This is a genomic window from Kitasatospora sp. NPDC048239 (assembly GCF_043202015.1).
Taxonomy (GTDB): Bacteria; Actinomycetota; Actinomycetes; order Streptomycetales; family Streptomycetaceae; genus Kitasatospora.
In genome coordinates this window covers 113728-139151 of record NZ_JBICZP010000014.1, presented here as the reverse complement: position 1 = coordinate 139151, position 25424 = coordinate 113728, and the positions used below count along the sequence as shown (strand labels likewise).

At 74.4% G+C, this 25424-nt stretch carries 25 protein-coding genes; 10 read left to right on the top strand and 15 right to left on the bottom strand.

Annotated features, from left to right (window positions below; translation table 11 throughout):
* Positions 1 to 196 precede the first annotated feature (196 nt).
* Entirely contained in the window at positions 197 to 766 is a 570-nt protein-coding gene (locus tag ACGFZP_RS30555) for a flavin reductase family protein (protein WP_392939213.1), read from the bottom strand.
* Positions 767 to 910: 144 nt separating this feature from the next.
* Positions 911 to 2446, bottom strand: coding sequence for a tetracycline efflux MFS transporter Tcr3 (tcr3, locus tag ACGFZP_RS30550; protein ID WP_392939212.1), 1536 nt, complete (start codon positions 2444 to 2446; stop codon positions 911 to 913).
* Between the two features lie 116 nt (positions 2447 to 2562).
* Between tcr3 and ACGFZP_RS30545 the strand changes: the two genes are divergently transcribed.
* Positions 2563 to 3060, top strand: a complete 498-nt coding sequence (locus ACGFZP_RS30545) for a MarR family winged helix-turn-helix transcriptional regulator (protein WP_392939210.1) — start codon at positions 2563 to 2565, stop codon at positions 3058 to 3060.
* Here the strand turns inward: ACGFZP_RS30545 and asnB are convergent.
* The 4 genes from asnB to ACGFZP_RS30525 form a co-directional block, all read right to left on the bottom strand.
* Positions 3044 to 4873, bottom strand: a complete 1830-nt coding sequence (gene asnB, locus ACGFZP_RS30540) for an asparagine synthase (glutamine-hydrolyzing) (protein WP_392939208.1) — start codon at positions 4871 to 4873, stop codon at positions 3044 to 3046. The two genes, ACGFZP_RS30545 and asnB, sit on opposite strands and share 17 nt — an antisense overlap.
* 2 nt (positions 4874 to 4875) lie before the next feature.
* Entirely contained in the window at positions 4876 to 5130 is a 255-nt protein-coding gene (locus ACGFZP_RS30535; protein WP_387949243.1) for an acyl carrier protein, read from the bottom strand.
* A 146-nt stretch (positions 5131 to 5276) separates the two neighbouring features.
* Positions 5277 to 6485, bottom strand: a complete 1209-nt coding sequence (locus ACGFZP_RS30530) for a ketosynthase chain-length factor (RefSeq protein WP_392939206.1) — start codon at positions 6483 to 6485, stop codon at positions 5277 to 5279.
* The gene (locus tag ACGFZP_RS30525; RefSeq protein WP_392939204.1) at positions 6482 to 7762 is read right to left on the bottom strand and encodes a beta-ketoacyl-[acyl-carrier-protein] synthase family protein; all 1281 of its coding nucleotides are present in this window, start codon (positions 7760 to 7762) and stop codon (positions 6482 to 6484) included. The genes ACGFZP_RS30530 and ACGFZP_RS30525 overlap by 4 nt, the downstream gene beginning before the upstream one ends.
* 260 nt (positions 7763 to 8022) lie before the next feature.
* Here ACGFZP_RS30525 and ACGFZP_RS30520 point away from each other — a divergent pair, with 260 nt between their 5' ends.
* Together ACGFZP_RS30520 and ACGFZP_RS30515 are read left to right on the top strand one after the other, a co-directional pair.
* A complete protein-coding gene (locus tag ACGFZP_RS30520; RefSeq protein ID WP_392939202.1) occupies positions 8023 to 9264 on the top strand; it encodes an FAD-dependent monooxygenase in 1242 nt (413 codons plus the stop codon).
* A gap of 85 nt (positions 9265 to 9349) precedes the next feature.
* Positions 9350 to 10726, top strand: coding sequence for a cation:proton antiporter (locus ACGFZP_RS30515; protein WP_392939201.1), 1377 nt, complete (start codon positions 9350 to 9352; stop codon positions 10724 to 10726).
* Between the two features lie 78 nt (positions 10727 to 10804).
* Here ACGFZP_RS30515 and ACGFZP_RS30510 read toward each other — a convergent pair whose 3' ends face one another.
* Together ACGFZP_RS30510 and ACGFZP_RS30505 are read right to left on the bottom strand one after the other, a co-directional pair.
* On the bottom strand, positions 10805 to 11029 hold the full coding sequence (locus tag ACGFZP_RS30510; RefSeq protein ID WP_392939200.1) for a DUF6059 family protein: 225 nt from the start codon (positions 11027 to 11029) through the stop codon (positions 10805 to 10807).
* Between the two features lie 45 nt (positions 11030 to 11074).
* On the bottom strand, positions 11075 to 11533 hold the full coding sequence (locus ACGFZP_RS30505; RefSeq protein WP_392939198.1) for a DUF2809 domain-containing protein: 459 nt from the start codon (positions 11531 to 11533) through the stop codon (positions 11075 to 11077).
* 174 nt (positions 11534 to 11707) lie between these two features.
* Here ACGFZP_RS30505 and ACGFZP_RS30500 point away from each other — a divergent pair, with 174 nt between their 5' ends.
* On the top strand, positions 11708 to 13162 hold the full coding sequence (locus ACGFZP_RS30500; RefSeq protein ID WP_392939357.1) for a DUF2252 domain-containing protein: 1455 nt from the start codon (positions 11708 to 11710) through the stop codon (positions 13160 to 13162).
* 188 nt (positions 13163 to 13350) lie between these two features.
* Here ACGFZP_RS30500 and ACGFZP_RS30495 read toward each other — a convergent pair whose 3' ends face one another.
* From ACGFZP_RS30495 to ACGFZP_RS30485, 3 genes are all read right to left on the bottom strand, one after another.
* Positions 13351 to 13902 (bottom strand): alpha/beta fold hydrolase, encoded by a 552-nt coding sequence (locus tag ACGFZP_RS30495; RefSeq protein WP_392939196.1) that lies wholly within the window; start codon positions 13900 to 13902, stop codon positions 13351 to 13353.
* Positions 13903 to 14020: 118 nt separating this feature from the next.
* Positions 14021 to 15550 carry an MFS transporter gene (locus ACGFZP_RS30490; protein WP_392939195.1) on the bottom strand — a complete coding sequence of 510 codons (1530 nt, stop codon included), beginning with the start codon at positions 15548 to 15550 and terminating at the stop codon, positions 14021 to 14023.
* Positions 15547 to 16110, bottom strand: a complete 564-nt coding sequence (locus tag ACGFZP_RS30485; RefSeq protein ID WP_392939193.1) for a helix-turn-helix domain-containing protein — start codon at positions 16108 to 16110, stop codon at positions 15547 to 15549. Before ACGFZP_RS30485 ends, ACGFZP_RS30490 begins: the two co-directional genes overlap by 4 nt.
* A gap of 200 nt (positions 16111 to 16310) precedes the next feature.
* On the opposite strand from ACGFZP_RS30485, the gene ACGFZP_RS30480 reads away from it, so the two are divergent.
* From ACGFZP_RS30480 to ACGFZP_RS30465, 4 genes are all read left to right on the top strand, one after another.
* Positions 16311 to 17057, top strand: a complete 747-nt coding sequence (locus ACGFZP_RS30480) for a hypothetical protein (RefSeq protein WP_392939191.1) — start codon at positions 16311 to 16313, stop codon at positions 17055 to 17057.
* Entirely contained in the window at positions 17054 to 17392 is a 339-nt protein-coding gene (locus ACGFZP_RS30475) for a winged helix-turn-helix domain-containing protein (RefSeq protein WP_392939190.1), read from the top strand. The genes ACGFZP_RS30480 and ACGFZP_RS30475 overlap by 4 nt, the downstream gene beginning before the upstream one ends.
* 275 nt (positions 17393 to 17667) lie before the next feature.
* The gene (locus tag ACGFZP_RS30470) at positions 17668 to 18909 is read left to right on the top strand and encodes a DUF5685 family protein (RefSeq protein ID WP_392939188.1); all 1242 of its coding nucleotides are present in this window, start codon (positions 17668 to 17670) and stop codon (positions 18907 to 18909) included.
* Between the two features lie 395 nt (positions 18910 to 19304).
* A complete protein-coding gene (locus ACGFZP_RS30465; protein WP_392939187.1) occupies positions 19305 to 20921 on the top strand; it encodes a M4 family metallopeptidase in 1617 nt (538 codons plus the stop codon).
* Between the two features lie 126 nt (positions 20922 to 21047).
* Here the strand turns inward: ACGFZP_RS30465 and ACGFZP_RS30460 are convergent, their stop codons facing one another.
* The 4 genes from ACGFZP_RS30460 to ACGFZP_RS30445 form a co-directional block, all read right to left on the bottom strand.
* On the bottom strand, positions 21048 to 21260 hold the full coding sequence (locus ACGFZP_RS30460) for a hypothetical protein (RefSeq protein WP_392939186.1): 213 nt from the start codon (positions 21258 to 21260) through the stop codon (positions 21048 to 21050).
* Between the two features lie 70 nt (positions 21261 to 21330).
* The gene (locus ACGFZP_RS30455; protein WP_392939184.1) at positions 21331 to 21732 is read right to left on the bottom strand and encodes a pyridoxamine 5'-phosphate oxidase family protein; all 402 of its coding nucleotides are present in this window, start codon (positions 21730 to 21732) and stop codon (positions 21331 to 21333) included.
* A 67-nt stretch (positions 21733 to 21799) separates the two neighbouring features.
* Complete coding sequence (locus tag ACGFZP_RS30450) at positions 21800 to 22432, bottom strand: MBL fold metallo-hydrolase (protein ID WP_392939183.1); 633 nt, start codon at positions 22430 to 22432, stop codon at positions 21800 to 21802.
* A complete protein-coding gene (locus ACGFZP_RS30445) occupies positions 22429 to 23514 on the bottom strand; it encodes an S-(hydroxymethyl)mycothiol dehydrogenase (RefSeq protein ID WP_392939182.1) in 1086 nt (361 codons plus the stop codon). The genes ACGFZP_RS30450 and ACGFZP_RS30445 overlap by 4 nt, the downstream gene beginning before the upstream one ends.
* Positions 23515 to 23883: 369 nt before the next feature.
* Between ACGFZP_RS30445 and ACGFZP_RS30440 the strand changes: the two genes are divergently transcribed.
* Both ACGFZP_RS30440 and ACGFZP_RS30435 read left to right on the top strand, forming a co-directional pair.
* A complete protein-coding gene (locus ACGFZP_RS30440) occupies positions 23884 to 25107 on the top strand; it encodes a cytochrome P450 (RefSeq protein ID WP_392939180.1) in 1224 nt (407 codons plus the stop codon).
* Positions 25104 to 25382: a ferredoxin gene (locus ACGFZP_RS30435; protein ID WP_392939178.1), complete on the top strand. Its 279-nt coding sequence runs from the start codon at positions 25104 to 25106 to the stop codon at positions 25380 to 25382. Before ACGFZP_RS30440 ends, ACGFZP_RS30435 begins: the two co-directional genes overlap by 4 nt.
* Positions 25383 to 25424 lie beyond the last annotated feature (42 nt).

Here is a 25424-nt window from a genome sequence, read left to right as displayed (position 1 = left end):
CGTGGGGGGGGGGGGGCCGGGGGGGGGGCGGGCGCGGGGCCCCCCCCCCGGCGCGGGGGGGGGGGGCGGGGGGGGCCCCCCCCCCCCGCGCGGCCCCCTCGCCGCTGTCGTGTGCCGTCGCGTGCCGTCGTGTGCTGTCGTGTGCTGTCGTGTGCTGTCGTACGCGGGCTGCGCCGCGCGGTCGTCAGCCTGTCGCTCAGCCCTCGGCGGCCAGGGTCAGGGCGGCCGCCCGCGGGTCCTCCTCGACCGGCCAGCGGGCGTAGTTGCGGCGCCAGTACATCAGCGGGCTCGGCACCTCGGGCCGGGCGGCGCCGTCCACCACCGCGCCGACCACGATGGTGTGGTCGCCGGCGTCGAGGGCCGAGGCGACCCGGCACTCGGCGTGGGCGACGGCGTCCGCGGGGAAGGTCGGCAGGCCGCCGAGCCGGCTGGGCTCCCACTCGACGCCGCCGAAGCGGTCGCCGCGGGCCGAGGCGAACAGCGCGGAGGTGTCCTCCCCGCCGCCGCGCAGCACGTTCACCGCGAACGCGCCGCGGTCCAGGAGGGCCCGCAGCACCCGGCTCTCCCGGTGGATGCAGACCAGCAGCAGGGGCGGCGTCTTGGAGACGCTGCAGGCCGCCGAGCAGGTCAGCCCGTACGGCTCGCCGTCGGGGCCGAGGGTGGTCACGACGGTCACGCCGGTGGGCAGCGCTCCCATGATCGACAGGAAGGTCGGGCCGTCGACGCAGTCGGCGAGCAGCTCGTCGGGCAGGGGTATCGGGGGCATGGGTCCTCCACTCTCGGTGGTCCAGGGGATGTCCCCATGCTCGTGGGAGCGCTTCGAGCCGCCGTCGCGCGTGCGACGGCCCGGGGTCGGCCACCGTGTGGTGGCCGGCCCCGGGCCGTGGTCCGCCGGTGCCCCGCACGGGGGTCACCCCTCGTCGCGCAGCTCCCGCAGGAGGAAGGTGAGCACGAAGCCGACCGCCAGGATCACGCCGCCGACCAGGAACATGGTCTGGAACCCGGAGGCGAAGGCGTCGACCGCCGTCGCGGCGAGCCCGCCGGTGGTGTCCGGGTCGGAGAGCGCCCGGCGGACGGCGTCGTCGCCGTCGAGCGCTCCGCCGATCCGGTCGGCCGCGACGCTGAACAGCACCGACATGAAGACCGCGGCGCCCGCCGTGCCGCCGAGCTGGCGGAACAGGCCGGAGGCGGCGTTGGCCACGCCCAGCTCGGACTTGGGCGCCGCGCTCTGGATGGCCAGCGTGATGACGGTCTGCGAGAGCCCGATGCCCAGGCCGAGCCAGCCCGCGAGCAGCACGACCGCCCAGAGCGGGGTGTCGGCGCCGGCGGCGGAGAGGCTCAGCAGTGCGCCGGCCATCGAGCCGAGCCCGGCGATCGCGGGCTTCTTGTAGCGGTTCGACTTCTTGATGATCTTCGCGCAGACCATCTGGGAGAGGATCGCCCCGGTCATCACCGGGATGATCACCAGCCCCGCCACGGTGGCGCTGCGGTCCTGCACCAGCTGGAGGAAGAGCGGCAGGGTGGAGACGGTGCCGAAGATGCCGACGCCGATGGTGAAGTTGACGGCGGTGGCCAGCGTGATGCCGCCCCGCCGGAACAGCCGCAGCGGGACCATGGCGGACAGCCCGCGGGCCCGCTCCACCACCACGAACAGCACCGTGCCGACGGCGGCGACCGCGTACAGCACCAGGGCGCGGGCCGAGCCCCAGCCCCAGTCCAGGCCCTCCTCGGCGACGATCAGCAGCGGCACCAGCGCGAGCGCGAGGCAGAGGGCGCCGCGGTAGTCGATCGGGTGGTCCGTCCGCTGGTGCGGCAGGTTGAGCGCCTTGCGCACGCTGAGCAGCGCCACCAGCCCGAGCGGCACGTTGATCAGGAAGGCCCAGCGCCAGCCGGTCACCCCCAGGATGTCGCCGGCGCCCGCGAACAGCCCGCCGACCAGCGGGCCGAGCACGCTGGCGGCGACCCAGGCCATCATCAGGTAGGAGAAGTAGCGGCCGCGCTCCCGTACCGGGGCGAGGTCGGCGATCACGGCGGTGGGCAGCGACATCAGGCCGGCGCCACCGAAGCCCTGGACCACCCGGGCGATGGCGAGGGTCTCCATGGAGTTCGCCGCCGCGCAGGCCGCCGAGCCGACGATGAAGATCACGATCGCCGCCAGGTAGAGCGGCTTGCGGCCGTAGATGTCGGAGAGCTTGCCGTAGAACGGCATCGCGATCGTGGAGCTCACCAGGTAGCCGGTGATCACCCAGGCCTGGACGGTCTGGCCGTGCAGCTGGTCGCCGATGGTGCGCAGCGCGGTGGAGACGATGGTCTGGTCGAGCGCGGCGAGCAGGACGGCCAGCAGCAGTCCGGAGAGCGCCGTGATGATCTGGCGGTGGGTGAAGCCGGCCGGGCCGGTGTCGTCGTCGGCGACGGCCTCGTCGGTCTGCGAGGCGAGGTTAGCCATTCCTGTTTCTCCATTGAAATCGACAAGCTCTTGTCGAGTTGAGGGTAGTGGCCGGGCCGAGTGAATGACAAGCTCTTGTCGAAACGGCGGGGGCGTGCTGCGATTAGGCTGCCCCCATGACGGACCTCTCCCCCGCGGCCGATACCTTGAGCGAGATCACCACCGAACTCTTCGCCGTCAACGGCGCCCTGCTGCGCGCGGGCGACGCGCTGTCCGGCCGGTTCGGGCTGACCTCCGCGCGCTGGCAGGTGCTCGGCCTGCTGGCGGAGGGCCCGCAGAGCGCCGCCCACCTGGCCCGGGAGCGCGGGCTGCGCCGGCAGGCCGTCCAGCAGACCGTCGTCCGGCTGGTCGAGGACGGTCTCGTCAGCACCGCGCCCAACCCGGCGGACAAGCGCGCCCCGCTGGTCTCGCTGACCGCCAAGGGCGCCGACGCGCTCGCCCGGCTGGAGCCGGCCGAGCGGCGCTGGCTGGAGCACCTGGCCGCGGCCCTGGACCCGGACGACCTGAAGGCCACGCGGCGGCTGCTGCGTGGCCTTCGTGCGGTCCTGGCGGACGAGCTGCCCCCGTCGGTCACCGACGGGCCGGGCGCCGCCGAGGTCACAGGTCCAGCGTGACCTCGTACTCCCGGAGCCAGGAGTTGAGCCAGAGCACCAGCTCCAGGCTGCCCCGGTCGTAGGGCCGGCTGACCGCGCCCAGCGGCCGGTCGACCAGGGCCCGGGCCCGCCCGAGGTCCAGCAGCGGCAGCACCGGCGCGTCCCGGTCGCGCAGCAGCCCCGCGAGCTCGGCGCGCAGCACGCCCTCGTAGCCCGGGTCCTGGGTGGCCGGGTACGGGGTCTTGACCCGTTCGACCACCGAGCGCGGCAGCAGGTCCGAGACGGCCGCCCGGAGCAGGCTCTTCTCCCGGCCGTCGAAGGACTTCATCTCCCAGGGCACGTTGAACACGTACTCCACCAGCCGGTGGTCGCAGAACGGCACCCGGACCTCCAGGCCGACCGCCATGCTCATCCGGTCCTTGCGGTCCAGCAGGGTCTGCACGAACCGGGTCAGGTTGAGATAGGTGACCTCGCGCATCCGGCGGTCCTCGGCGGACTCCCCCGGCAGCACCGGGACCTCGGCGAGCGCCTCGGAGTACCGGGCGGCCCGGTGGCCGTCCAGGTCGAGCTTGTCCAACAGGCCCTGCTGGAACAGCGACCGGCCGCCGAAGTAGCGCGCCGAACCGGACGTGAGCCAGGGGAAGGTCGCGGCGCGCAGGGCCAGCGGGTTGCGGAACCAGCGGTAGCCGCCGAACAGTTCGTCCGCCGCCTCGCCCGACAGTGCCACCGTGCAGTGCTGTTTCACCGCCCGGAAGAACAGGTACAGCGAGGGCCACATGTCGCCCCAGTACGCGGGCGGCAGATCGGTCGCCCGCAGCACCGCGGCCCGTACCGCGGGATCCGTCAGCTCCGGGCTGTCCAGCAGGATCTCGCGGTGGTCCGCGCCCACGTGCCGGGCCAGGTCGCGGACGAACGGGGCGTCCGGCGCCTGCCGCACCGCGTCCGGGGCGAAGCCGTCCGCCGCCCCCCGGAAGTCGACCGAGAACGAGCGCACCGGCCCGGAGCGGGCGGCCAGCGCGGTGACCGCCGAGGAGTCGAGCCCGCCGGAGAGCAGCACTCCCAGCGGCACGTCCGCGACCAGCTGGCGCTCGACCGTGTCGGACAGCAGCTCCCGGACGGCCCCGATGGTGGCGGGCAGGTCGTCGGTGTGCTCGCGGGCCTCCAGCCGCCAGTACGTCTGCCGGCGCACCCCGGTGCGGCCCACCCTGACCAGCTGGCCGGGACGGACCTCGTGCATGCCCGAGAAGACCGCCGCCTCGGGCGTCTTGACCATGTCCAGGGCCTCGCACAGCCCCTCCGCGCCGACCCTGCGCGGTATCGTCCGGTCGGCCAGGATCGCCTTCGGCTCCGAGCCGAACAGCACACCCGTGCGGGTCGGGTGGTAGTACAGCGGCTTGACGCCCATCCGGTCCCGGACCAGCAGCAGCTCCTCGGCCTGCCCGTCCCAGATGCCGAAGGCGTACATGCCGTTCAGCCGCTCGACCAGTGCGGCGCCCCACTGGAGGTAGCCGCGCAGGACGACCTCGGTGTCGCACGCCGTCCGGAACCGGTGGCCGTGCCCGATCAACTCGGCGCGCAGCTCACGGAAGTTGTAGACCTCCCCGGCGAAGGTGATCGACGCGCTGCGGCCCTCGTGCTCGGCGGTCATCGGCTGCTGCCCGTGCGCCGGGTCGATCACCGCCAGCCGCCGGTGGCCGAAGCCGACCCACGGGCCGAACCAGAGCCCCTCGGCGTCCGGCCCCCGGCAGGCCATGGTGTCCGTCATCGCCTGGAGCAGCTCGCGGCGCTGCTCGGGGGAGGCCTCGAAGTCGACCGCCCCAACGATGCCGCACACGCTCAACCCGCCTTGGCGAGGCCGAGGTTGACCGCGTCCAGCAGCTGCCGGGGCGTGGTGGCCTCGACCACGACGTCGTCCGGAAGGGCGACGCCGCGGTCCCGCTCGATCATGTTGACGGTGTTGAACAGGGCCAGTGAGTCGTAGCCGAGGGCCTCGAAGGGCACGTCGAGGATGTCGTCGAGGTCGACGCCCTCGTCGCTGCCGGCCGCCTCGCGCAGCGCGCTGATCAGATCGTCAAGGGTGAACTCTGCCATGGTGTTTCCTCAGTTCGGTTGATCGTCGGTCACTTCTTCGACTACCTGCTCGGCCGCCCACTGCGGCTTTCGGCGGCTCGTCGCTCTCCCGCCGTCGGCTCGTCAGCGACTGCTCGGCGACTTCTCAACGACTGCTCGGCGACTTCTCAGCAACTCGTCAGCACGAGCGCGCTGTTGAACCCGCCGTGCCCGCGGGCGAGCACCAGCGCGCTCCCCAGCCGGGCCGACCGGGGCCGGTCCCGTACGAGGTCGAGCCCGCCGTGGGCCGGCCGGTCGATATGGACGGAGGGCGGGATGACGGAGTCCCGCATGGCCAGCAGCGCCGCCGCCACGTCCAGCGGGGCGCCACCGGCGAGCAGTCGGCCGGTCATCGTCTTGGGCACCGTCACCGGCACGCCACGCGGTCCGAACACCGCGCTCAGCACCTCGGCCTCCGCGCGGTCCCGCTCGGCCACCCCGCTGGCGTCGGCGAACACCACGTCGACGTCGCCCGGCCCGACCCCGGCGTCGGCCAGGGCCGCGTCGATCGCCCGCCGCAGCCCGGCGGGCCGACCGGAGCCCGGCCGCGGGTCGAAGGTCGCCGCATAGCCCGCGACCTCGCCGTAGTGGCGGCGCTGCCCGCGCTCCACCGCCCGCTCCGGGGTCTCCAGCACGAGCAGGGCGCCGCCCTCCCCCGGGATCCCGCCCGAGGCGTCGGTGTCGAAGGGGACGAAGGCCCGCCGCGGGTCCTTCTCCGCACTGATCGTGCCGCTGCGGGTGAGGCAGAGCCACGACCACGGGCAGATCGAGCCGTCCACCCCGCCGGCCAGCATCAGCGCGGTGTCCTCCCGCACGTGCCGCCGCGCCTTGGCGAGGGCGTCCAGCCCGCCGGCCTGCTCGGCCACCAACGCGGACCCGGGGCCCCGCATGCCGTGCCGGATCGAGATCTGGCCGGTGTTCACCGGGTAGAACCAGGCGAAGGACTGGTAGGCGCTGACGTAGGCGGGGCCCTTGCTCCACAGCGCCTCCAGCTCGCGCTGCCCGAACTCGAACCCGCCCGCCGAGGCGGCCGTGACCACCCCGGCGGCGAAGTCCGGCATCGACGCCGGGTCCGCACCGGCGTCGGCCAGGGCCTCCTGCGCGGCCACCAGCGCCAGCCTGGTCATGTGGTCGGTCTGGGGCAGCAGCCGACCCGGCAGGTGGTCCTCCGGGGTGAAGTTCACCTCGCCTGCCACATGCGCCCGGTAGCCGGCCGAGTCGAAGCGGGTCAGCGGACCGAGGCCCGAGCGCCCGGCCAGCGTCGCCTCCCAGTACTCCTCCACACCCCAGCCGTTCGGCGCCACGACGCCGATGCCGGTCACCACCACCCTGCTCATGCCCCACCCCGTTCCGGATCCGCCAGCACGATCGCGCTCTGGAAGCCGCCGAAGCCGCTGGCCACGCTCAGCACCGTGGACACCCGCTGCTCCCTGGCCACCAGCGGCACGTAGTCCAGATCGCACTCCGGATCGGGCACGTGGAGGTTGGCCGTGGGCGGCACCACCGAGTGCTCGATCGCCAGGGCGCTGGCCGCGAACTCGAGCGCGCACACCGCGCCCAGCGAGTGCCCGATCATCGACTTGATCGAGCTGACCGGCACCCGGTAGGCGTGGTCGCCCAGGCTCTTCTTGAACGCGGCCGTCTCGTGCCGGTCGTTCTGCTTGGTGGCCGAGCCGTGCGCGTTGACGTACGCGATGTCCTCGGGGTTCATCCGGCTGCGGTCGAGCGCGACCCGGATCGCCTCGGCCATCTCGTTCCCGTCCAGCCGCAGCCCGGTCATGCTGTAGGAGTTGCAGCGGCCCGCGTATCCCGTGACCTCGGCGTAGATGTGCGCACCGCGGCGGCGCGCGTGCTCGCGCTCCTCCAGGACGAACATCGCCGCGCCCTCGCCGAGGGCGAAGCCGTTGCGCGTCAGGTCGAACGGCCGCGAGGCGCTCTGCGGCTCGTCGTTGCGCGGCGTGGTCGCCTTGATCGCGTCGAAGCAGGCCACGGTGATCGGCGAGATCGCCGCGTCCGAGGCACCGGCGAGCATCACGTCCGCCTCGCCGTCGCGGATCAGGTCGCACGCGTGGGCGATCACGTCGATCCCGGAGGTGCACCCGGTCGAGACCACGCCCACCGGCCCCTCCGCCTCCACCAGCCAGGCCAGTTCGGTCGCCATCGAGGACGGCACGAAGTAGTCGTAGAGGTACGGCACCCCGTGCCCGTCGTCGACCAGGCGCTTGCGGCCCTCGTCGCTCACCACGGCGAACTCGCGGTCGAGACTGATCGTCATCCCGCACGCCGTGCCCGCCATCACCCCGGTCCGCAGCGGGTCGTTCAACCCCGACACCCCCGAGTCGGCCAGCGCCTCCCGGGCCGCGACCACCGCGAACTGCGCGGTGCGGTCCCACTGCCGGATCTCACGCTGCGTCAGACCGCTGGCCACCGGATCGAATTCGCACTCGGCGGCGACCCGGGACCGGAACGGCGACGCGTCGAACGTCGAGATCGTCCGGGTCGCCGTCCGGCCCGCCGTCAGCAGCTCCCAGAAGGCCTTGGTGCCGACCTCGCCGGGTGCCACCACCCCCATCCCGGTCACCACCACACGGCGCCGCCCGTCCTCACCTGACACTGCTGCTCCCCCCGCCCGTCTCCGACCTGCTGTCCGTCTCCGACATGCCCGACGACCTCCTGTACGGCAGGGAATTCCGCCGGTACAGATCGTCCGGCCCCGGCCTCGCGGCGGGTTCGAGCCGTCGTCCACCTGACCCGCCCTACCGAACCCCGCCCGCCGCGGGCGCGCTCCCGGCCGACGGCGTCCACGCTGCCCACGGCCACCGCAGGGCGGCGGCGCGAACCGCCGTTGAGGGGCGCTGCCTAGGGTCTGGGCGCATGGACATCGACACCGACATCTGCGTGGTCGGCGGCGGCCCGGCCGGGCTGACGCTCGCCCTGCTGCTGGTCCGCTCCGGCATCCGGGTCACCCTGCTGGAGCGCAGCCGCTCGCTGGACCGGACGTACCGCGGGGAGATCCTGCAGCCCGGCGGCCAGGCGCTGCTGGACGAACTGGGCGTCCTCGGCCCCGCCCGGGAGCACGGCGCCGTCGAACACGACCGCTTCCTGCTGGAGGAGCACGGGCGGGTCCTCATCAACGGCGACTACCGGCGGCTGCCCGGACCGTACAACTGCCTGCTGAGCCTGCCCCAGCGGCACCTGCTGACCGAGCTGCTGGCCGCCTGCGAACGCCACGAGGGGTTCACCTACCTGGCCGGCACCAAGGCGTCCGCGCTGGTGGAGGAGGCGGGCGCGGTGCGCGGCGTGGTCGCCACCCAGGGGGCCGGCCCGGTCGGCCGGGTGGTCCGGGCGCGGTGCGTGGTCGCGGCGGACGGCCGGTTCTCCAAGGTCCGCACCCTGGCCGGCATCGGGTACCGGCGCCAGGAGCTGTTCAGCCAGGACGTCCTCTGGTTCCGGCTGAGCGGGTCACCGCCCCCGGCCGGCTCGGGATCTCGGGACGTCCGGGTCTTCCGGGCCGGCGGCAACCCCGTCCTCAGCTACTTCTCGGCGTCGGACTCGGTCCAGCTCGGCTGGACGCTCCCGCACGGCGGATTCCGGCCACTGGCCGACCAGGGCGCCGGCCACATCGTCGAGCAGCTGTGCCGCGCCGCCCCGGAGTACGCCGACCGGATCCGCGCGGAGATCACCGGCTTCGGCGACCTCTCCCTGCTCGACGTCTTCTCCGGCAGCGCCGAGGAGTGGGTGCGCGACGGGCTGGTCCTGATCGGCGACAGCGCCCACACCCACAGCCCGATCGGAGCCCAGGGCATCAACCTGGCCATCCGGGACGCCGTGGCGGCCCACCCGGTGCTGGTCGAGGCGGTCCGCAGCGGCGACGCGGGCGCGGACCGGCTGCGGGCCTACACGGCGCTGCGCCGGCCCGAGGTGGACCGGATCACCCGGATCCAGCGCGTGCAGAGCCGGATGATGCTCTCCACCGGACGGCTCTCCTCGACGGTCCGCCCCAGGACTGCGGCGCTGCTCTCCAGGACCCCGCTCTACGGCGCCATGCTGCGCCGGATCGCCTTCGGCACCTCACCCGTCCCGCTCCGGACGGATCTGCTCGCCGCCGGGCGATGACCGCCGCCCTCCCCTCGTCCCGGTACCGCCCGTACCGGCACGGCCACCGCCCCCAGCCGGGCACCGAACGAAGAGGTCGTACCCGATGAGCCCACTGGCCCTCCCCCCTCCCCATGACTCCTACGCCCCTGTGCACCCGCAGTTGCTCGGCGCCGGTCCGACCGAGGCGCAGACCGCGGGCGGGGTGCTCGTCGCCCTCGCCGTCATCCTCGCCACGGCCTTCGTCTGCGGGCGGCTCGCCGTCCGGCTGCGGCAGCCGGCCGTCATGGGGGAGATCGTCGGCGGCGTCGCCCTGGGGCCCAGCCTGCTCGGGCTGCTCCCGGGGCACCTGGACGCCGTCCTGTTCCCCGCCGAGGTCCAGCCCTTTCTCCGGGTGCTCTCCCAACTGGGCCTGGTCTTCTTCATGTTCATCGTCGGCTACCAGTTCGACATCGGCCATCTGCGGGGCGCCGGACGCCAGGTGACCGCGGTCTCGCTCAGCTCCGTCGTGCTGCCCTTCGCGCTCGGCCTCGGCCTCGCGGTGCTGCTCCAACCCTGGTTCGACAAGTCGCAGTTGACCACGGACGGCTGGCTCGGCCCGGCGCTGTTCCTGGGCGCGGCGATGTCCATCACGGCGTTCCCCGTCCTCGCCAGGATCATCGCCGAGCGCCGGATGCAGCAGGATCCGCTCGGCACCATGTCGCTGGCCTGCGCCGCCCTGCAGGACTTCCTCGCCTGGTGTGCGCTGGCCGTGGTGGTGGCCGTGGTGAAGTCCCAGAGCCCCTGGGCCCTGGGCAGGCTGGCGCTGAACTCGGCCCTGGTCGTCCTGGTCCTCGCCTTCGTCGTGCGCCCCGGCCTGACCTGGCTGCTGGCGCCGGAGCGCCGCCGCTCCGTCGGCGGCCCGTGGATCCACGCCGTGCTCGTCACGGGGACGCTGCTCACCGCCTACGTCACCAGCACGATCGGCCTGGACGCCGTCTTCGGCGCCTTCATGTTCGGGGCGGCGGTGCCGCGCCGGCGGATCGACGTCCTCGCCCCGGAGGTCCCGGAGCGCATCGAGCAGGCCGGTCTCCTGCTGCTGCCCGCCTTCTTCACCGTCACCGGCCTGGCCGTCGACCTCGCGGGCCTCGGGCTGCACGGGCTGGCCATCGTCGCTGCGGTGCTGGTGACGGCCTGCGCGGGCAAGTTCGTCGGCGCTGCCGCCGCCGCCCGGTTGACCGGTTCGACCAGGCGCGATGCCGCCGCCCTCGGCATCCTGCTCAACGCCCGGGGGCTCACCGAACTGGTCATCCTGAACGTGGGCCACCGGCTCGGGGTCATCGACACCCGGATGTTCAGCGCCATGGTGGTGATGGCCCTGGTCACCACGCTGATGACCGGGCCACTGCTGCGACGCCTGCCGCCCAGGGAGGAGCCGCCGCGCGAGGGGCCGCCGCTTGAAGGGCCGGCCTCGGCGCGGTCCACCGCCTCCGCGGGCGCCTGAGCCTCCGCTCCGCGCACCCCGCGTGTCCCCGGGCGGGGCGCGCGGGGCCGGCGCGGGAGAGGCGCCGGCACGCCGGACTCAGAGTTCAGGGCGCGTCGGCCCGTCGCCGAGGCCGCGGAGCTCACGCCGCAGCCGCAGCTCGACGGCGCTGAGCGGCACCTCGGGGCAGAGCCGCTCCGGGTGCCCCGGCGCCGGGCCGCTCCCCGACGGCGCGAGCACCGGTGGGACGTACCCCGAGATCTGCCCCGAGACGACCAGGCCTCGCAGCAGGAAACGCAGGCAGGAGCCGAGCAGTGAGTACATCCGTCGAGGATGGCGCCCGGCCCCGGAGCCGTCGTACAGGGGCGCTCAAGCCCGCGGGCGGCTCGACCCGGCCGACCCGCGCAGCCCGTCCTTCTGCAGGCCGGCCAGGTGCCGCAGGGCCGTGTGCAGCAGGGCCGCGAGCGCCGCGCCGACCAGGTACCAGAACAGGTCCGGCGGGTTGAAGGTGGAGCCGAGGACCAGCCGGGCCGCCGTGCTGCGGCGGCCGAGGCCGTCGGGCACCCCGGTGAGCTGGAACAGCTCGACCGCCCAGCTCAGCGCGGCGGACACCAGGGCCGCGCGCACCGGGCGCACCCGCGGGGCGGCGGCGACCACCAGCGCGTACACCAGCACCGTGTAGAGCCCGTCGCCCGCGTACTTGGCGACCGCCCCGCCCGCCAGCGCCCGCACGCCCAGCCCGGCCGCCACCACCGCCACCGCCACCGCGCCCGCGGTCATCCGCACACCGGCCGTCCGCACGCCGGCCGTCCCCCGAAGATCGTCCACCCGGCCACCATAGGGCGTGTCCGGCGGCGGAACCGCGCCCTCCCCTCCGGCGTCCCTCCCCCTGCGGGTCGACCGGAGCGGCCAGGTAGCCTGCTGCGCGGCCCGCGAGGGGCCGGGTCCGCGCGGGGCGCGGGCCGGAACGACGGAGGAAACGGGGCGGGCGCAGTGACGCAGCTGACCGATGCGGTGAACGGGTCCGACAGGCCGGCGGCCAGGGCGGACGCGGTGGCGACCGGACGGGGGGCCGGGCGGCGGTTCGCCGTGGACGGGTTCGCGCCGCGGCACGACGGGCGGGCCCGGGAGCGCGGCAAGGCGCTGCGCGGGCGGATGCCCCGCGACCGGCACGGCGAGTTCGTCCCCGCGGACGACCGCCCGACCGCCGTCGAGGCGATCGAGGCGTCCAACGCGGGCCGCCTCGCCGACCTGGTGCCGATCCGGCTCGGCCGGATGGCGGCCACGCCGTTCGCCTTCCTGCGCGGGTCGGCCGGGCTGATGGCCGCCGACCTCGCCGCCACGCCCACCACCGGGATAACCGCCCAGCTCTGCGGCGACGCGCACGCCGCCAACTTCGGCCTGTACGGCGATGCCCGCGGCCAACTGGTCATGGACATCAACGACTTCGACGAGACCGTGCCCGGACCCTGGGAGTGGGACCTCAAGCGGCTCGCCGCCAGCCTGGTGCTGGCCGGCCGCGAGGTCGGCGCCGACGAGACGACCGCCCGGCAGGCGGCCTTCGACGCGACCGGTTCGTACCGCCGCACGATGCGGTCGCTCGCGAAGCTGCCCGCGCTCGACGCCTGGAACGCCGTCGCGGACGACCAGCTGGTCTCCTTCGCCCAGGCGCACGACCTGGCCGAGGTGCTGCACAGGGTCGGCACCAAGGCGCTCGGCAACACCAGCGCCAGGTTCGCCGCCAAGTCCACCGTCCGTACTGAGGAGGGCGGTTGGCGCTTCACCGCCGCGCCGCCGGTGCTCAGCGAGGTGCCCGACGCGACGGCCGCCGCCGTGGCGGCCGCGCTCGGCCCGTACGTGCACACGGTGGCCGCCGAGCTGCACCCGCTGCTCTCCCGCTACCACGTGCAGGACGTGGCGTTCCGGGTGGTCGGCACCGGCAGCGTCGGCACCCGCTCCTACGTGGTCCTGCTGACCGACCACCGGGAGCAGCCGCTGGTCCTCCAGGTCAAGGAGGCCCGCCCCTCCGTCCTGCTGCCGCACCTGGCCCGCGCGGGCTACCCGGTGACGGCGCAGGACGGTCACGAGGGCCGCCGGGTGGTGCTCGGCCAGCAGCGCATGCAGGTGGTCAGCGACACCCTGCTGGGCTGGACCACGGTGGACGAACTGCCCTACCAGGTGCGGCAGTTCCGCAACCGCAAGGGAAGTGTGGACCCGGCGGCGCTGCTGCCGGGCCAGCTGGACGACTACGCCCGGATCACCGGCGCCCTGCTGGCCCGGGCCCATGCGCACACCGCCGACCCGGGCCTGCTCGGCGGCTACTGCGGCAAGAACGAGGAGCTGGACGAGGCGGTCGCCGCCTTCGCGGTGGCGTACGCGGACCGTACCGAGGCGGACCACGCCGAGCTGGTCGCGGCCGTCCGGGCGGGCCGGCTCCCGGCCGAGCACGGGGTCTGACCAGGTCCCGTCCGGTCGGTCTTGGCGGATCAGCGCGCGGCTCGATGCCCGGCGTCGCGCGCCCGGCAGGATCGGCCGGACAGGGCCTTGTCGTCAGTCCGACTGGCCGGCGGGGTGCAGGAACGGTGCGACCACCGCCACGTACTCCGCCGGCCGGCTGTGGTGCACCAGGTGTCCGGCCTCGATGGTCACCACCCGGCAGTCCGGGATCCGGCGGGCCAGTTCGGCGATCCGGTTCTGCGGGACGTGGCTCGCCGCTCCGCCGGCCACCACCAGGGTCGGTGCGGCGATGTCCGCCAGACGCTCCCGCCAGGCCGGCTCCGGGGTGTCGATCTGTGCCTTGATCTGCCCGACCGCCGCCCAGTCGAAGTCCACCGGCCTTCCAGGACCAGCCGCCCGACCCGCTCGGGGTGCGACTGGGCGAGCAGGTAGGCGACCACGCCGCCCATCGAGTGGCCGACGAGGTCCACCCGGGCCAGTCCGAGCGCGTCCAGGAAGGCGACCACGTCGTCCCGCATCAGCTCCAGGCCGTAGCGGGCGGGGCGGTCGCTGCCCCCGTGGCCGCGCAGGTCGAGGGCGTACACCCGGTGGTGCGGGGCGAGCTGCGGGAGCACCCCGTCCCAGTCCGCGCCCCGCTCGCCCAGCGCGTGCAGGAGCAGCAGCGGCGGGGCGCCGGCCGCACCGTGCACGCGGTAGGCGAGGCGGAGTTCCCCGAGGTCGACGGTCAGCTGATCGGTCATGACGATCACCGTATGCGCGGACCGGCCGGGCCGGGAGCGCTGTTCGCCCGACGCACAAGCCCGACGCACAAACCCGACGCACAGGCCCGACGCCGATGCGGAACCGCCGCGGCGGGGCTCAGCGCTCCGCTCCCACCGCCGAAGGCCCGGGCGAGGCCACCGCCGCCGGCGCCTCCCCGTCCTTCGCGGCCCGGCTCGCGTACACCGACGCCAGCACCGCCAGGCCCGCCACCACCGCGCACACGGCGCTCGCCCAGGAGTAGGCCGCCCGGTGCCCTCCCCCACCCGCGGTGGCCCGCAGGTACAGCCCGGACAGCGCGGAGACGCAGACCGCCGCCGCGATCCGCTGCGCCATCTGCAGGATCGCTCCGCTCACCCCGGCCGCCTCGGCGGGCGCGTGGCGCAGCACGTAGGCCTGGTTGGTGGCCCCCATCACGCCGATGGCCGCACCGCCGAGCAGTTGCAGCAGCGCCAGCACCCAGGGCAGGGCGGCCGACGGCGCCCAGTGCACGACCAAGCCGCCGGCGAGCATCACCAGGGCGGAGGCGGCCATACCCGCGGTCACGGTCCGCCGGCCGAACCGCTGGACGACCCGCCAGGCGAGCGCCGAGGCCACGCCCATCGACACCGCCGAGGGCAGCGAGACCAGGGCGGCGCCCATCGGGGACAGGCCGAGGCCGTCCTGGAGGAACATCGTGAGCACCAGCCCGGCGGCGATGGACGAGCCGAACTGGGCCATCGCCACCGCCGTGCCGAGTGCGTACGGCGCCGAGCGGGTGAGCGCGGGGTGGATCAGCGGGTGGCCGCCGGACCGGGCGTAGCGGCGCTGCCACCAGGCCAGCGCGCCGAGCAGCAGGCAGGCGCCGGCGGTGAAGGCGAGCCAGCCGGTCCAGCCGGGCGGCTGGACGAAGGGCAGCATCAGCGTCAGGGTCAGCGCGGCGACCAGCAGCAGGCCGACCAGGTCGAGGTCGGCGTGCCGGGCACTGGGGCGCGGGCGCGGCAGGTAGCGGGCGGCGAGCGCGACGGTGGCCAGGCCGAACGGCACATTGAGCAGGAAGGTCAGCCGCCAGCCGTGTTCGGGCCCGACGGCCGCCAGGACCGCGCCGCCGATCGGCGGCCCGAGCGCGAAGGCCAGACCGCCGGTGACGGCGTACATCCCGAGGGCCCGGGCGCGCAGCTGGCCGCTGAAGACGTCCTGGAGGGTGCCGATCATCTGGGAGTTGACCAGGCCTGCCCCGGCGCCCTGGAGCAGCCGCGCGGCGACCAGCACCCAGGGCTCGGTGGCGGTCGCGGAGAGCAGGCTGACCGCGGTGAACAGGGCCAGTCCGGTGACGAAGAACCACTTGCGGCCCCTGACGTCGCCGAGCCGCCCGCCGGGGATCAGCGCCAGGCCGAAGGCGAGCGAGTACCCGGCGACGATCCACTGCAGGTGGGCGGGCTGGGCGTGCAGGCTCTCGCGCAGGGCGGGGATCGAGGTGTTGAGGACGGACTGGTCGAGCAGGGTGGTGAAGCCGCCGGCCACGCAGACCAGCAGCACCCGGCGCCCGGCGGCGTCGAAGCGCACGGGGGCGGGAGCCGGGGCGTCGGCGGGAGCCGGCTCAGCAGCGGATATCGGTCCGTCGGCGGGTATCGGCCCGTTGGAGGTCACGGCTCGACCACCACCAGCGCGTACCGGGCGTCCTCCGGTCCGGGGCTGCGGAACCGGGTGGTGCCGCAGACGAAGCGCAGGCAGTCCCCGGCCGCGAGCAGCTGTGGCTCGCCGTCGACGGTCAGCTCCAACTCGCCCTCCAGGAGCCAGATGTGGTGCTCCAGCCCGGGCACCGACGGCCGGTCGTAGCTGATGTCGGCGCCCGGCGGCAACCGTCCCTCGATGATCTCGGCGCGCAGCGAGCCGTGCGGCGGCGACACCGAACGCCGCACGAACCCGGTGGCCTCGTCGCGCCAGACCCGCTGCTCCCCGGCGCGGACCAGCCGGGCCGGGGCGGACTCCACCTCGGCGAGCAGGCGCGACATGGTGCGCCCGTACACCGCGCAGAGCCGTCCGAGCAGGGCCGCGGTCGGACTGACCTCGGCCCGCTCGACCCGGGACAGCGTGGACCGGCTGACATCCGCCCGCCGGGCCAACTCCTCCAGTGTCCAGCCGCGTTCGATGCGAAGTTCGGCCAGCCGGGTGGCCAGCCGCTCGTCGGCGGCCGTATCGATTCCCATATTCGCGATGCTATCCCAGATCCGGGATCACCAGAAGGCGGCCGGCCCGGCCGTCGACCCTGCCAGCTGCGGCGATGCGCCGATCCCACCGGTCGCCCGCACACCTCGCGCAACACCTCGCCAGGACACGGGAGTTCGCCGACCGGACCGCCACGCCGAAGTCTCTTGCCACAACTACTCTGCAATGCAAAGCTGACTGTATGACAGACGAAGCGGTGCCCGCGCCGGGCACGCCCCACGAAGTCCTCGCCAACCTCGGCGACTTGACCCGCAGGGTCCGCGCCGCCCAGCGCGGCACCTGGTTCCCCCTCTTACTGCTGGGTGTGCTCACGCTGGGCGGCATCCTCGCCAACCGCCTCACCTTCAGCATCCGGACCGTGGCCTGCCTGGACGGCTACAGCTCGACGGGCCCGGGCACCGGCTGCATCCTCATCAAGCAGGGATCACCGGTCTACTGGACGCTCGGGCTCCTGCTCGCCTACACCGCGACCGCGTTCTTCTACGTCCGCCGCTCGCGCAACCGCGGCGTGGGCACCCCCGTCCGGCCCTATGTCGTCGCCGGGATCGTCCTGGTCGGCCTGGTGGCCGCCACCGGGTTCTGGGCCACCCGCCACCTCACACCCGGCGGCCCGCTCGACCTCTGGGGTCTGCAGCTCGACCCCTCCTCCGAACTGACGGTGTTCCTCGAACGGTTCACCGGAGGGGCCGCATCCGTCGGGCTGCCGCTGCTGGTGCTGGCCTGGGTCGAACGCAGCCGCGTCCTGCTGCTCTTCACCCTGGCCTACCTCACGCTCGAACTGGCACCGATCCCCACCGGCTGGGCGGGGATCGACGCCACCTCGCCCTGGTCGGGCCTGCCCCCTCTGATCCCTCCCGGCGTGTTCCTGCTGCTCGGCGCCCTCGGCTTCGCCCGGACCCAACTGCCCCGCCACCGCGCCCTGTCATGACCGACCAGAGCGACCAGCGCGACCAGCACCCCGTCAACGGCCTGGACGACGTCGTCCACCAGCGCGTCCGCCTCGGCATCCTCACCGTCACCCACCAGGCCCGCCGCGTCGAGTTCGGCTTCCTGCGCACCACCCTCGAACTCACCGCCGGAAACCTCGGACAGCACCTCACCGTCCTGGAGAAGGCCGCACTGATCCACATCGAGAAGGGCTACGAAGGCCGGCGCCCCCGCACCTGGATCACCCTCACCCCGGCCGGCGACCAGGCCCTCCGCGAGGAGGTCGCCCAGCTCAAGCGCCTGATCCAGCAGATCGAGCGGCCCGAAGCGCCATGACGGCCGGCCGTGCCCAGGGGGCCCGTCCCCTCACCTCCCCCGTCGACCGGAGGCCGAGGAGGCGGGGCCCGGGCACGTCCAGCGGTCGCCCGGCGGACACCCTGTCCCGGTACGGCGCCGGGAGGCCGATCCGGCCGGGCGGACAGGACCGGTCGGACCCGCCCGGGGTGTCCGGTCACCGTTTCCCCACAGCTCCCGGGCGCGTCGGGCGGTGATCATATGATGTCCGGCGGACGGGGGTCCGATCAGCGGCCCGCGAGCACGCAAGGGGGATCATGTTCGGCATCATCAGGCCCTGTAGGCACCGGCTTTCCGAGCGGTTGCAGACCTCCTGGATGGCGCACCTGTGCGGGCTCTGCCTCGCGCTGCGCGACGACCACGGCCAACTCGCCCGCACCGCCACCAACTACGACGGCCTGATCATCTCCGTGCTGGTCGAGGCGCAGATCGCCCGCGACGACGCCTCCTGGCGCCGCACCGCCGGGCCCTGCCCGCTGCGCGGGATGCGGACCGCCTCGGTCGCCAAGGGCGAGGGGGCCCGGCTCGCGGCCGCCGTCTCGCTGGCGCTCGCCTCGGTGAAGATCCGCGACCACGTCGAGGACCGGGACGGCGTGTTCGCCCGCCGCCCGGTCGCGGCCGGCGCCCGCGCGGTGACCAGGCGCTGGGACCGGCAGAGCGCGGGCAGCGCCTCGGCGGTCGGCTTCGACACCGCCGTCCTGCTCGACGCGGCCTCCCGGCAGGGCGGGCTGGAGCGCGGACTGGGGCCGGGCGGCTCGGTCCTGCTGGTCACCGAACCCACCGAGAGCGCCACCTCGGCGGCCTTCGCACACACCGCCGTCCTGGCCGGACGACCCGGCAACGCGGCTCCGCTGGCCGAGGCGGGGCGGCTGTTCGGCCGACTCGCCCATCTGCTGGACGCCGCCGAGGACCAGGCCGAGGACGCCGCGAGCGGCGCCTGGAACCCGCTGACCGCCACCGGCACGGACCGCGCCGAGGCCGAGCGGCTCTGCCGCGACGCCGTCCACGGCATCCGCCTCGCCCTGCGCGAGGTGGAGCTCACCGACCGCGCGCTGGTGCACACCCTGCTCGCGCACGAGACCGAGCGCGCGGTCGAGCGGGTCTTCGGCCGGCCGGGGCACGCGGCGACCTGCGGCAACCACCCGGCCACCGGCGCCGATCCGCAGTCCCCGCCGACGCACACCCCCGACCAGCCGCCGGCCGGGCCCGGAGCCCCGATCCCGCCCTGGGTGCCGCAGGGGCCCGGCTTCACCCCGCCCGGCGCTCCGAAGCCGCCGCACCGCAACCTGCTGGCCGGCTGCGCGGTCTGGGCCCTGATGGCCTGCTCCTGCCAGCTGCTCTGCTGCGACCACGACGACCCGTTCTCCCGCGAGCGCCGGGAGGGCTTCTGCGAGCGGCACGACTGCTGCAACTGCTGCGACGGGTGCGAGGGCTGTAGCGACTGCTGCAGCTGCTGTGACGGCTGCGACGGCTGCGACGGCTGCGGGTGCGACTGCTGAAGCACGATGTGATGCCGGCGGCCTTCCCGAGGTGCGGTTCGCCAAGTAGTAGGCCACCGGAGGGCGTTCGGCGCGGCTCGGGCAGGCGGTCTCCGCACCGGCCGCGCCGAACGGTTTCCGTACGCGCTCTGGACGCGGGGTGACCTGAGCATGTAAAAAGCTGTCCCCGGCAGCTCTCCGCACAGCGCCATCCGCCGCGCCATCCGCCGCGCGATCCACAACGCGCCGTTCACAGCGCGCCATCCGCCGCGCCGTCCGCCCCCTCGCTGCGCCAGGTGCACCCCCGACCGCCCTCGCCGCTGCCGTCGTTCACCGCGTCCCGCCGCCGCGCCCCCTCGACGGCGCACCCTTCCGTGCGCCGTCGCCGCGGCCTTCGCCGAGAACCGAGGAGCACGATGCCGCTCAGCCTCCGGACCACCGCCGCCGCCATCGCCGTCGCCGTCGCGGCCTCCACCTTCACCGCCGTCGCCCTGCCCGGCACGGCCCTCGCCGCGCCCGCCGGGCCGCCGTCCGCGGCCGCCCGGGCCGACGCCGCGCTGGCCGCCAACGCCGCCCGACTGGGCATCACCCCCGGCCAGGGCCGCACCGTCCAGGGCGTCGTCACCGACGCCGACGGCACACAGCACGTCCGCTACGACCGCACCTACGCGGGCCTACCCGTCCTGGGCGGCGACCTGGTCGTCCACCTCGCCCCCGGTGGCGCCTTCGCGGGCGCCGACCGCGCCACCTCCACGGACGTCGCCGTGCCCACCACCCGGCCCGCCGTCCCGGCCGCCGCGGCCCGCGCACAGGCCGTCCGCGCCCTCGGCGGATCCGCCCGACAGGCCGAGGCGAACGCCGAGTTGGTGGTGGACGCCCTGCACGGCGCGCCCCGACTGGCCTGGCGGACCACCGCCTCCGGGAAGGACCACCTCGGCAACCCGGTCTCCCGCACGGTGCTCTCCGACGCGGCGACCGGCGCCGTGATCGACGCCTGGGACGCCATCGAGACCGCCGCCGGAGACGGCGCCTCGCTCTACGGCGGCACCGTCGCACTGGAGACCACGCCGGCCGGCGGCGGCTACCAGCTCAAGGACCCCACCCGGGGCACCACCTACACCGGTGACGCCCAGAACAAGACCGACCTCTGCTTCGGCAGCATCTGCCTCAGCCGGGCACCCGCCGTGGTCTTCACCGACACCGACAACCACTGGGGCACCGGCACCACCGCCGACCGCGCCACCGCCGCCGTCGACGCCCAGTACGGCACCGACACCACCTGGGACTACTACCGGAACGTCCACGGCCGCACCGGCATCGCCGGGGACGGCAAGGGCTCGTACAACCGCGTCCACTACGGCAGCAACTACAACAACGCCTTCTGGCAGGACGCCTGCTTCTGCATGACGTACGGCGACGGCGACGGGACGACCTTCGGCCCGCTGGTCTCGCTGGACGTCGCGGGGCACGAGATGTCCCACGGCGTCACCTCGCGCACCGCCAAGCTCACCTACTCCGGGGAGTCCGGCGGCCTCAACGAGGCCACCTCCGACATCTTCGGCACCCTGGTCGAGTTCTACGCGGCCAACCCCGCCGACCCGGGCGACTACCTGATCGGCGAGGAGATCGTGAAGCCCGGCTTCGGCAAGGCCGCGCTGCGGTTCATGGACCAGCCCTCCAAGGACACCAAGTCGGCGGACTGCTGGAGCTCCGGCGTCGGCAACCTCGACGTGCACTACTCCTCGGGCGTGGCGAACCACTTCGCCTTCCTGCTCGCCGAGGGCAGCGGCGCCCGGGTGGTGGACGGCGTCTCCTACAACAGCCCGACCTGCAACGGCTCGACCGTCAACGGGATCGGCCGGGACAAGCTCGGCAGGATCTGGTACCGGGCGCTCACCGTCTACATGACCTCCGGCACCACCTACGCCGGTGCCCGGACGGCCACCCTGAAGGCCGCCACCGACCTCTACGGCGCCGGCGGCACCGAGTACGCCGCGGTCGCCGCGGCCTGGTCGGCCGTCGCGGTCAACTGACCCTCGCCGCCCTCCACCACCGGTCCGGTGTGCCCCCGCACCCCGGGCCGGTGCGCGTCGTACGGCGCGGCGGCCGGCCCGCGCTGCCACAGCGGCAGCACCCGCACCGGTCTGCCGCCCGCCCCCTCAGTCATCGCGGCCCTGCGCCCCGGCCGGTGCCCCCGCCCGCCGATCGGTCCCCCGCCGATCCGTCGCAGGCTGACCCGCCACCCGGCGGTCCGCCGCCAGTGAACTCTCCAGCCGGGTCAACAGCAGCCGGAACCGGTCCGCGTCCTGCTCCGTCATCCGCCCCTCGGGCAGTGCCCGCACGCCCTGCACCCCGGTCGTTCCGTTGTTCATGGCCCCGACGCTAGGCCCAGGCGATCAACGTCCGATAAACACCCGGGCACAGCGGGGACGGCCTCAGGCCCTAGGCCCGGCCGAGCACCCGGTCCACGGTGATCTCGATGACCACCCGGTCCGGGTTCACCCGCGGCTCCCGGTAGCGCTCGGCGTACCGCCGTACCGCCTCCGCCACCGCCTCGGGTGCGTCCCGGACGACGGCCACCCCCTCCAGCGTCGACCAGCGCGCACCCTCCACCTGGCAGACCGCCACCCGCATCCCCTCGGGCCCGGCGGCCAGCACGTTGCGGACCTTCCGGCTGGTCCGGCTGCTGATCACCCGCGCGATCCCGGCCTCCGCCTGGAACGTCACCCCCACCGGCACCACGTGCGGCGAACCGTCCGGGCGCAGCGTGGTCAGCGTGGAGATGTGCCGCTCCCGCCAGAAGGCGAGAAAGGTGTCGTCGAGTGCGCGCGGATCATGGGCCATGCCCGCGATCGTACGACGCCCGGCCCGGTGCGGCGGGCACCGGGCCGGGCGGTGGGTACGTACGACGTCAGTGCCCGCGGGCGATCCACTCCGGCAGGGCCGGGGCCTCGGCGGCGATGGTGGTCGGGTCGCCGTGGCCGGTGCGGACCGCCGTCTCCGGGGGGAGGGAGAGCAGGCGGTCGCGGATCGAGTCGATGATGGTCGGGAAGTGCGAGAACGACCGGCCGGTGGCACCCGGGCCCCCGTGGAAGAGGGTGTCGCCGGTGAAGACCGTGCCGAGCTCCGGCGCGTACAGGCAGACCGCGCCCGGCGCGTGGCCGGGCGTGTGCAGCACGGTCAGCACGGTGCCGGCCACCTCGATCCGCTGCCCGTCGGCGAGTTCGCCGTCCGGCAGGCGGTCGGGGTGGGTGAGCTTCCACAGCGGCAGGTCGTCCGGGTGCAGCAGGATCGGCGCACCGGTGCGCGCGGCGAGCGCGGGGGCGGCGTCGATGTGGTCGTTGTGCGCGTGGGTGGAGACGATCGCCAGCAGTCGGCGCCCGCCGAGCGCGGCCTCGATCGCGTCGGCGTCGTGCGCGGCGTCGATCACCACGGCCTCGGCGTCGTCGCCGACGATCCAGACGTTGTTCTCCACCTCCCAGCTGCCGCCGTCGAGTTCGAAGGTGCCGGCGGTGACGAGCCGGTCGATCCGTGCGGTGCTCACAGGACGACCACCGAACGGAGCACGTCGCCCTGGTGCATGCGCTCGAACGCCTGCTCCACCGCGTCGAGTTCGATGGTCTCGGTGACGAACGCGCCGAGGTCCAGGCGGCCCTGGAGGTAGAGGTCGATCAGCATCGGGAAGTCCCGCGAGGGCAGGCAGTCGCCGTACCAGGAGGACTTCAGCGCACCACCGCGGCCGAACACGTCCAGCAGCGGCAGCTCCAGCGTCATCTCCGGGGTCGGCACGCCGACCAGCACGACCGTACCGGCCAGGTCGCGCGCGTAGAACGCCTGCTTGTACGTCTCCGGGCGGCCGACCGCCTCGACCACCACGTCCGCGCCGTGGCCGCCGGTCAGCTCGCGGATCGCCTCGACCGGGTCGGTGGTACGGGAGTTGACGGTGTGGGTGGCGCCCAGCGTGCGGGCGGTCTCCAGCTTGCGGTCGTCGATGTCCACCGCGATGATCGTCCCCGCGCCGGCCAGCCGCGAGCCCATCACGGCCGCGCCGCCGACCCCGCCGCAGCCGATCACCGCGACCGAGTCGCCCCGGCCGACGTTGCCGGTGTTGATCGCGGCGCCGATGCCCGCCATCACTCCGCAGCCCAGCAGTCCGGCCACGGCCGGCGCGGCGGCCGGGTCCACCTTGGTGCACTGCCCGGCCGCGACCAGGGTCTTCTCGGCGAACGCGCCGATGCCCAGGGCCGGCGACAGCTCGGTGCCGTCCAGCAGCGTCATCTTCTGCTTGGCGTTGTGGGTGTTGAAGCAGTACTGCGCCCGGCCGCGCCGACAGGCCCGGCACTGGCCGCACACCGCACGCCAGTTGAGGATGACGAAGTCCCCCGGCTCGACCTCGGTGACACCCTCGCCTACCGACTCCACGATGCCCGAGGCCTCATGGCCCAGCAGGAAGGGGAACTCGTCGTTGATGCCGCCCTCGCGGTAGTGCAGGTCGGTGTGGCAGACGCCGCAGGCCTGGATCCGCACCACCGTCTCGCCGGGCCCCGGGTCGGGCACGACGATCGTCGCCACCTCCACGGGCGCGCCCTTGGCGCGCGCGATGACTGCCTTGACCTGCTGGGACATCCGAAATCCACCTCCGTCGGCCGGTGCGACCAAAAGCACCGGCGTGACCTGATCGACCTGCTCCACGGCTTACCCGGGCAGCCTAGCGCCCGGGGTGCCCCGTGCCCGGCGAACGGCCCGGGTGATCCGGCTCACCGGCCCTCCGATGACCGCCGACCGGGGGGCGCGCGCCCGGCACTGAGCGCCTGTCATCGTGCCCCGGCCGCATCGCCGATGGCTCAAAGTGCCGCTGACTGCACGCCCGTCGCCCACGTACGGTCGTATCGGGCCCCGCCCCGTCCCCGAGCATCCACGCCCGCGCACCTCCCCGGATCCACCCCCCCCGCCGGGCCGCCCAGAGCGGCCCACCGCCTGGAGTCTGGAGTACGGATGTCCGCCGAGAACAGTGCCACCGGTGCCGGTCCTGGCACCACCGACGCGCCCCTGATCCCGCTGCACTGCCTGCGCCACCTCGAACCCGGCCCGCCGCGCCTGGCCGCGCTGCCCACCGGCACCCCGGTCTGGCTGGTCAGCCGGCACACCGACGTCCGACAGGTGCTCACCGACCCGCGCCTGGGCCGAGCCGCGCTGTACGCCCCGGACGCGCCCCCGCTCGCGCTCACCCCCAACATCCTGGACGACCCGCAGAGCCTGCTGAACCTCGACGGCACCGACCACCAGCGGCTGCGCCGCACCGTGCAGCGGGCGTTCACCCCGCGCGCGATCGCCCGCTGGCGCCCCTGGGTCGCCTCGGTGATCGAGGGCCTGCTGGACGAGCTGATCGACCAGGGCTCCGCCGTCGACATCGTCTCCGCCTACACCCGCCCGCTGCCGGTCGCCGTGATCAGCCGGCTGATGGGCCTGGACGGGCTCGACGGCAAGCGGCTCGCGCACTGGAGCGACCACGCGCTCTCCGCCACCGCGTACTCCGCCGAGGCCATCCGGACGGCGATGGGCGAGTTCGCCGCCTTCGGTGCCGAGGTGATCGCCGAGCGCCGTGCCGCCCCCGGCGAGGACCTGGTCAGCAGTCTGCTCACGGCCGCCGACGAGAGCGGCGACATCACCGAACCCCAGCTGGTCTCGCTGGTCATCGGCCTGGTGGTGGCCGGCCACGAGACCACCATGACCACCCTCGGCAACGCCCTGGTCTACCTGCTCGGCGACGGCCGCGAGGCCTGGCACCGCCTCGCGGCGGACGAGCAGAGTGCGGCCGCCGCCACCGAGCAGCTGCTGCGCGCCGTCCCGCTCGGGGACTCCGACGTCCTCCCCGGCCTGCTGCGGCGCACCGTCGAGGACGTGGAGATCGGCGGTGTGGTCATCCCGAAGGGCAGCGTGGTCGCCGCCGACACCGGCACCGCCAACCACGACCCCGAGCTGTTCACCGGCGACCTGATCACCGAGCTGTTCTCGCCGCTCGCCGCGCCGATGTACACCTTCGGGGCGGGGCCGCACCACTGCCTGGGCGCCTGGCTGGCCCGGATGGAGCTCGAACTCGGCCTCCACCGGCTGGCCCGGCGGCTGCCCTCGCTGCGGCTCACCGAGCCGCCCGGGGGGATCGACTGGCGGCGCGGGCTGCTCACCCGCAGCCCGAACACCCTCCAGGTCGCCTGGTGACGGCCGCGGCGCACCCGGTGCCCCCGGGGGCACCGGCGTCCGGACCGCTGGTGGTCGTCCGGGTGGACCGGGACCGCTGCGTCGGCTCCGGGATGTGCGTGCTCACCGCGCCCCGCTCCCTGGAGCTCGGCGCCGACGGCCTCGCCCACCCGCTGCGCGGCGGCGCCGGGGAGGAGCCGACGGAGGAGCTGGCCGAGGCCGTCGACTTCTGTCCCGCCGAGGCACTCGCCGTACACCCCGCGCGCGACGGCCGACCGGCCCCGCCCTCGGCCTGAGGACGGGTCGGGCCCTCCCGCATGGTGTGGGAGGGCCCGACC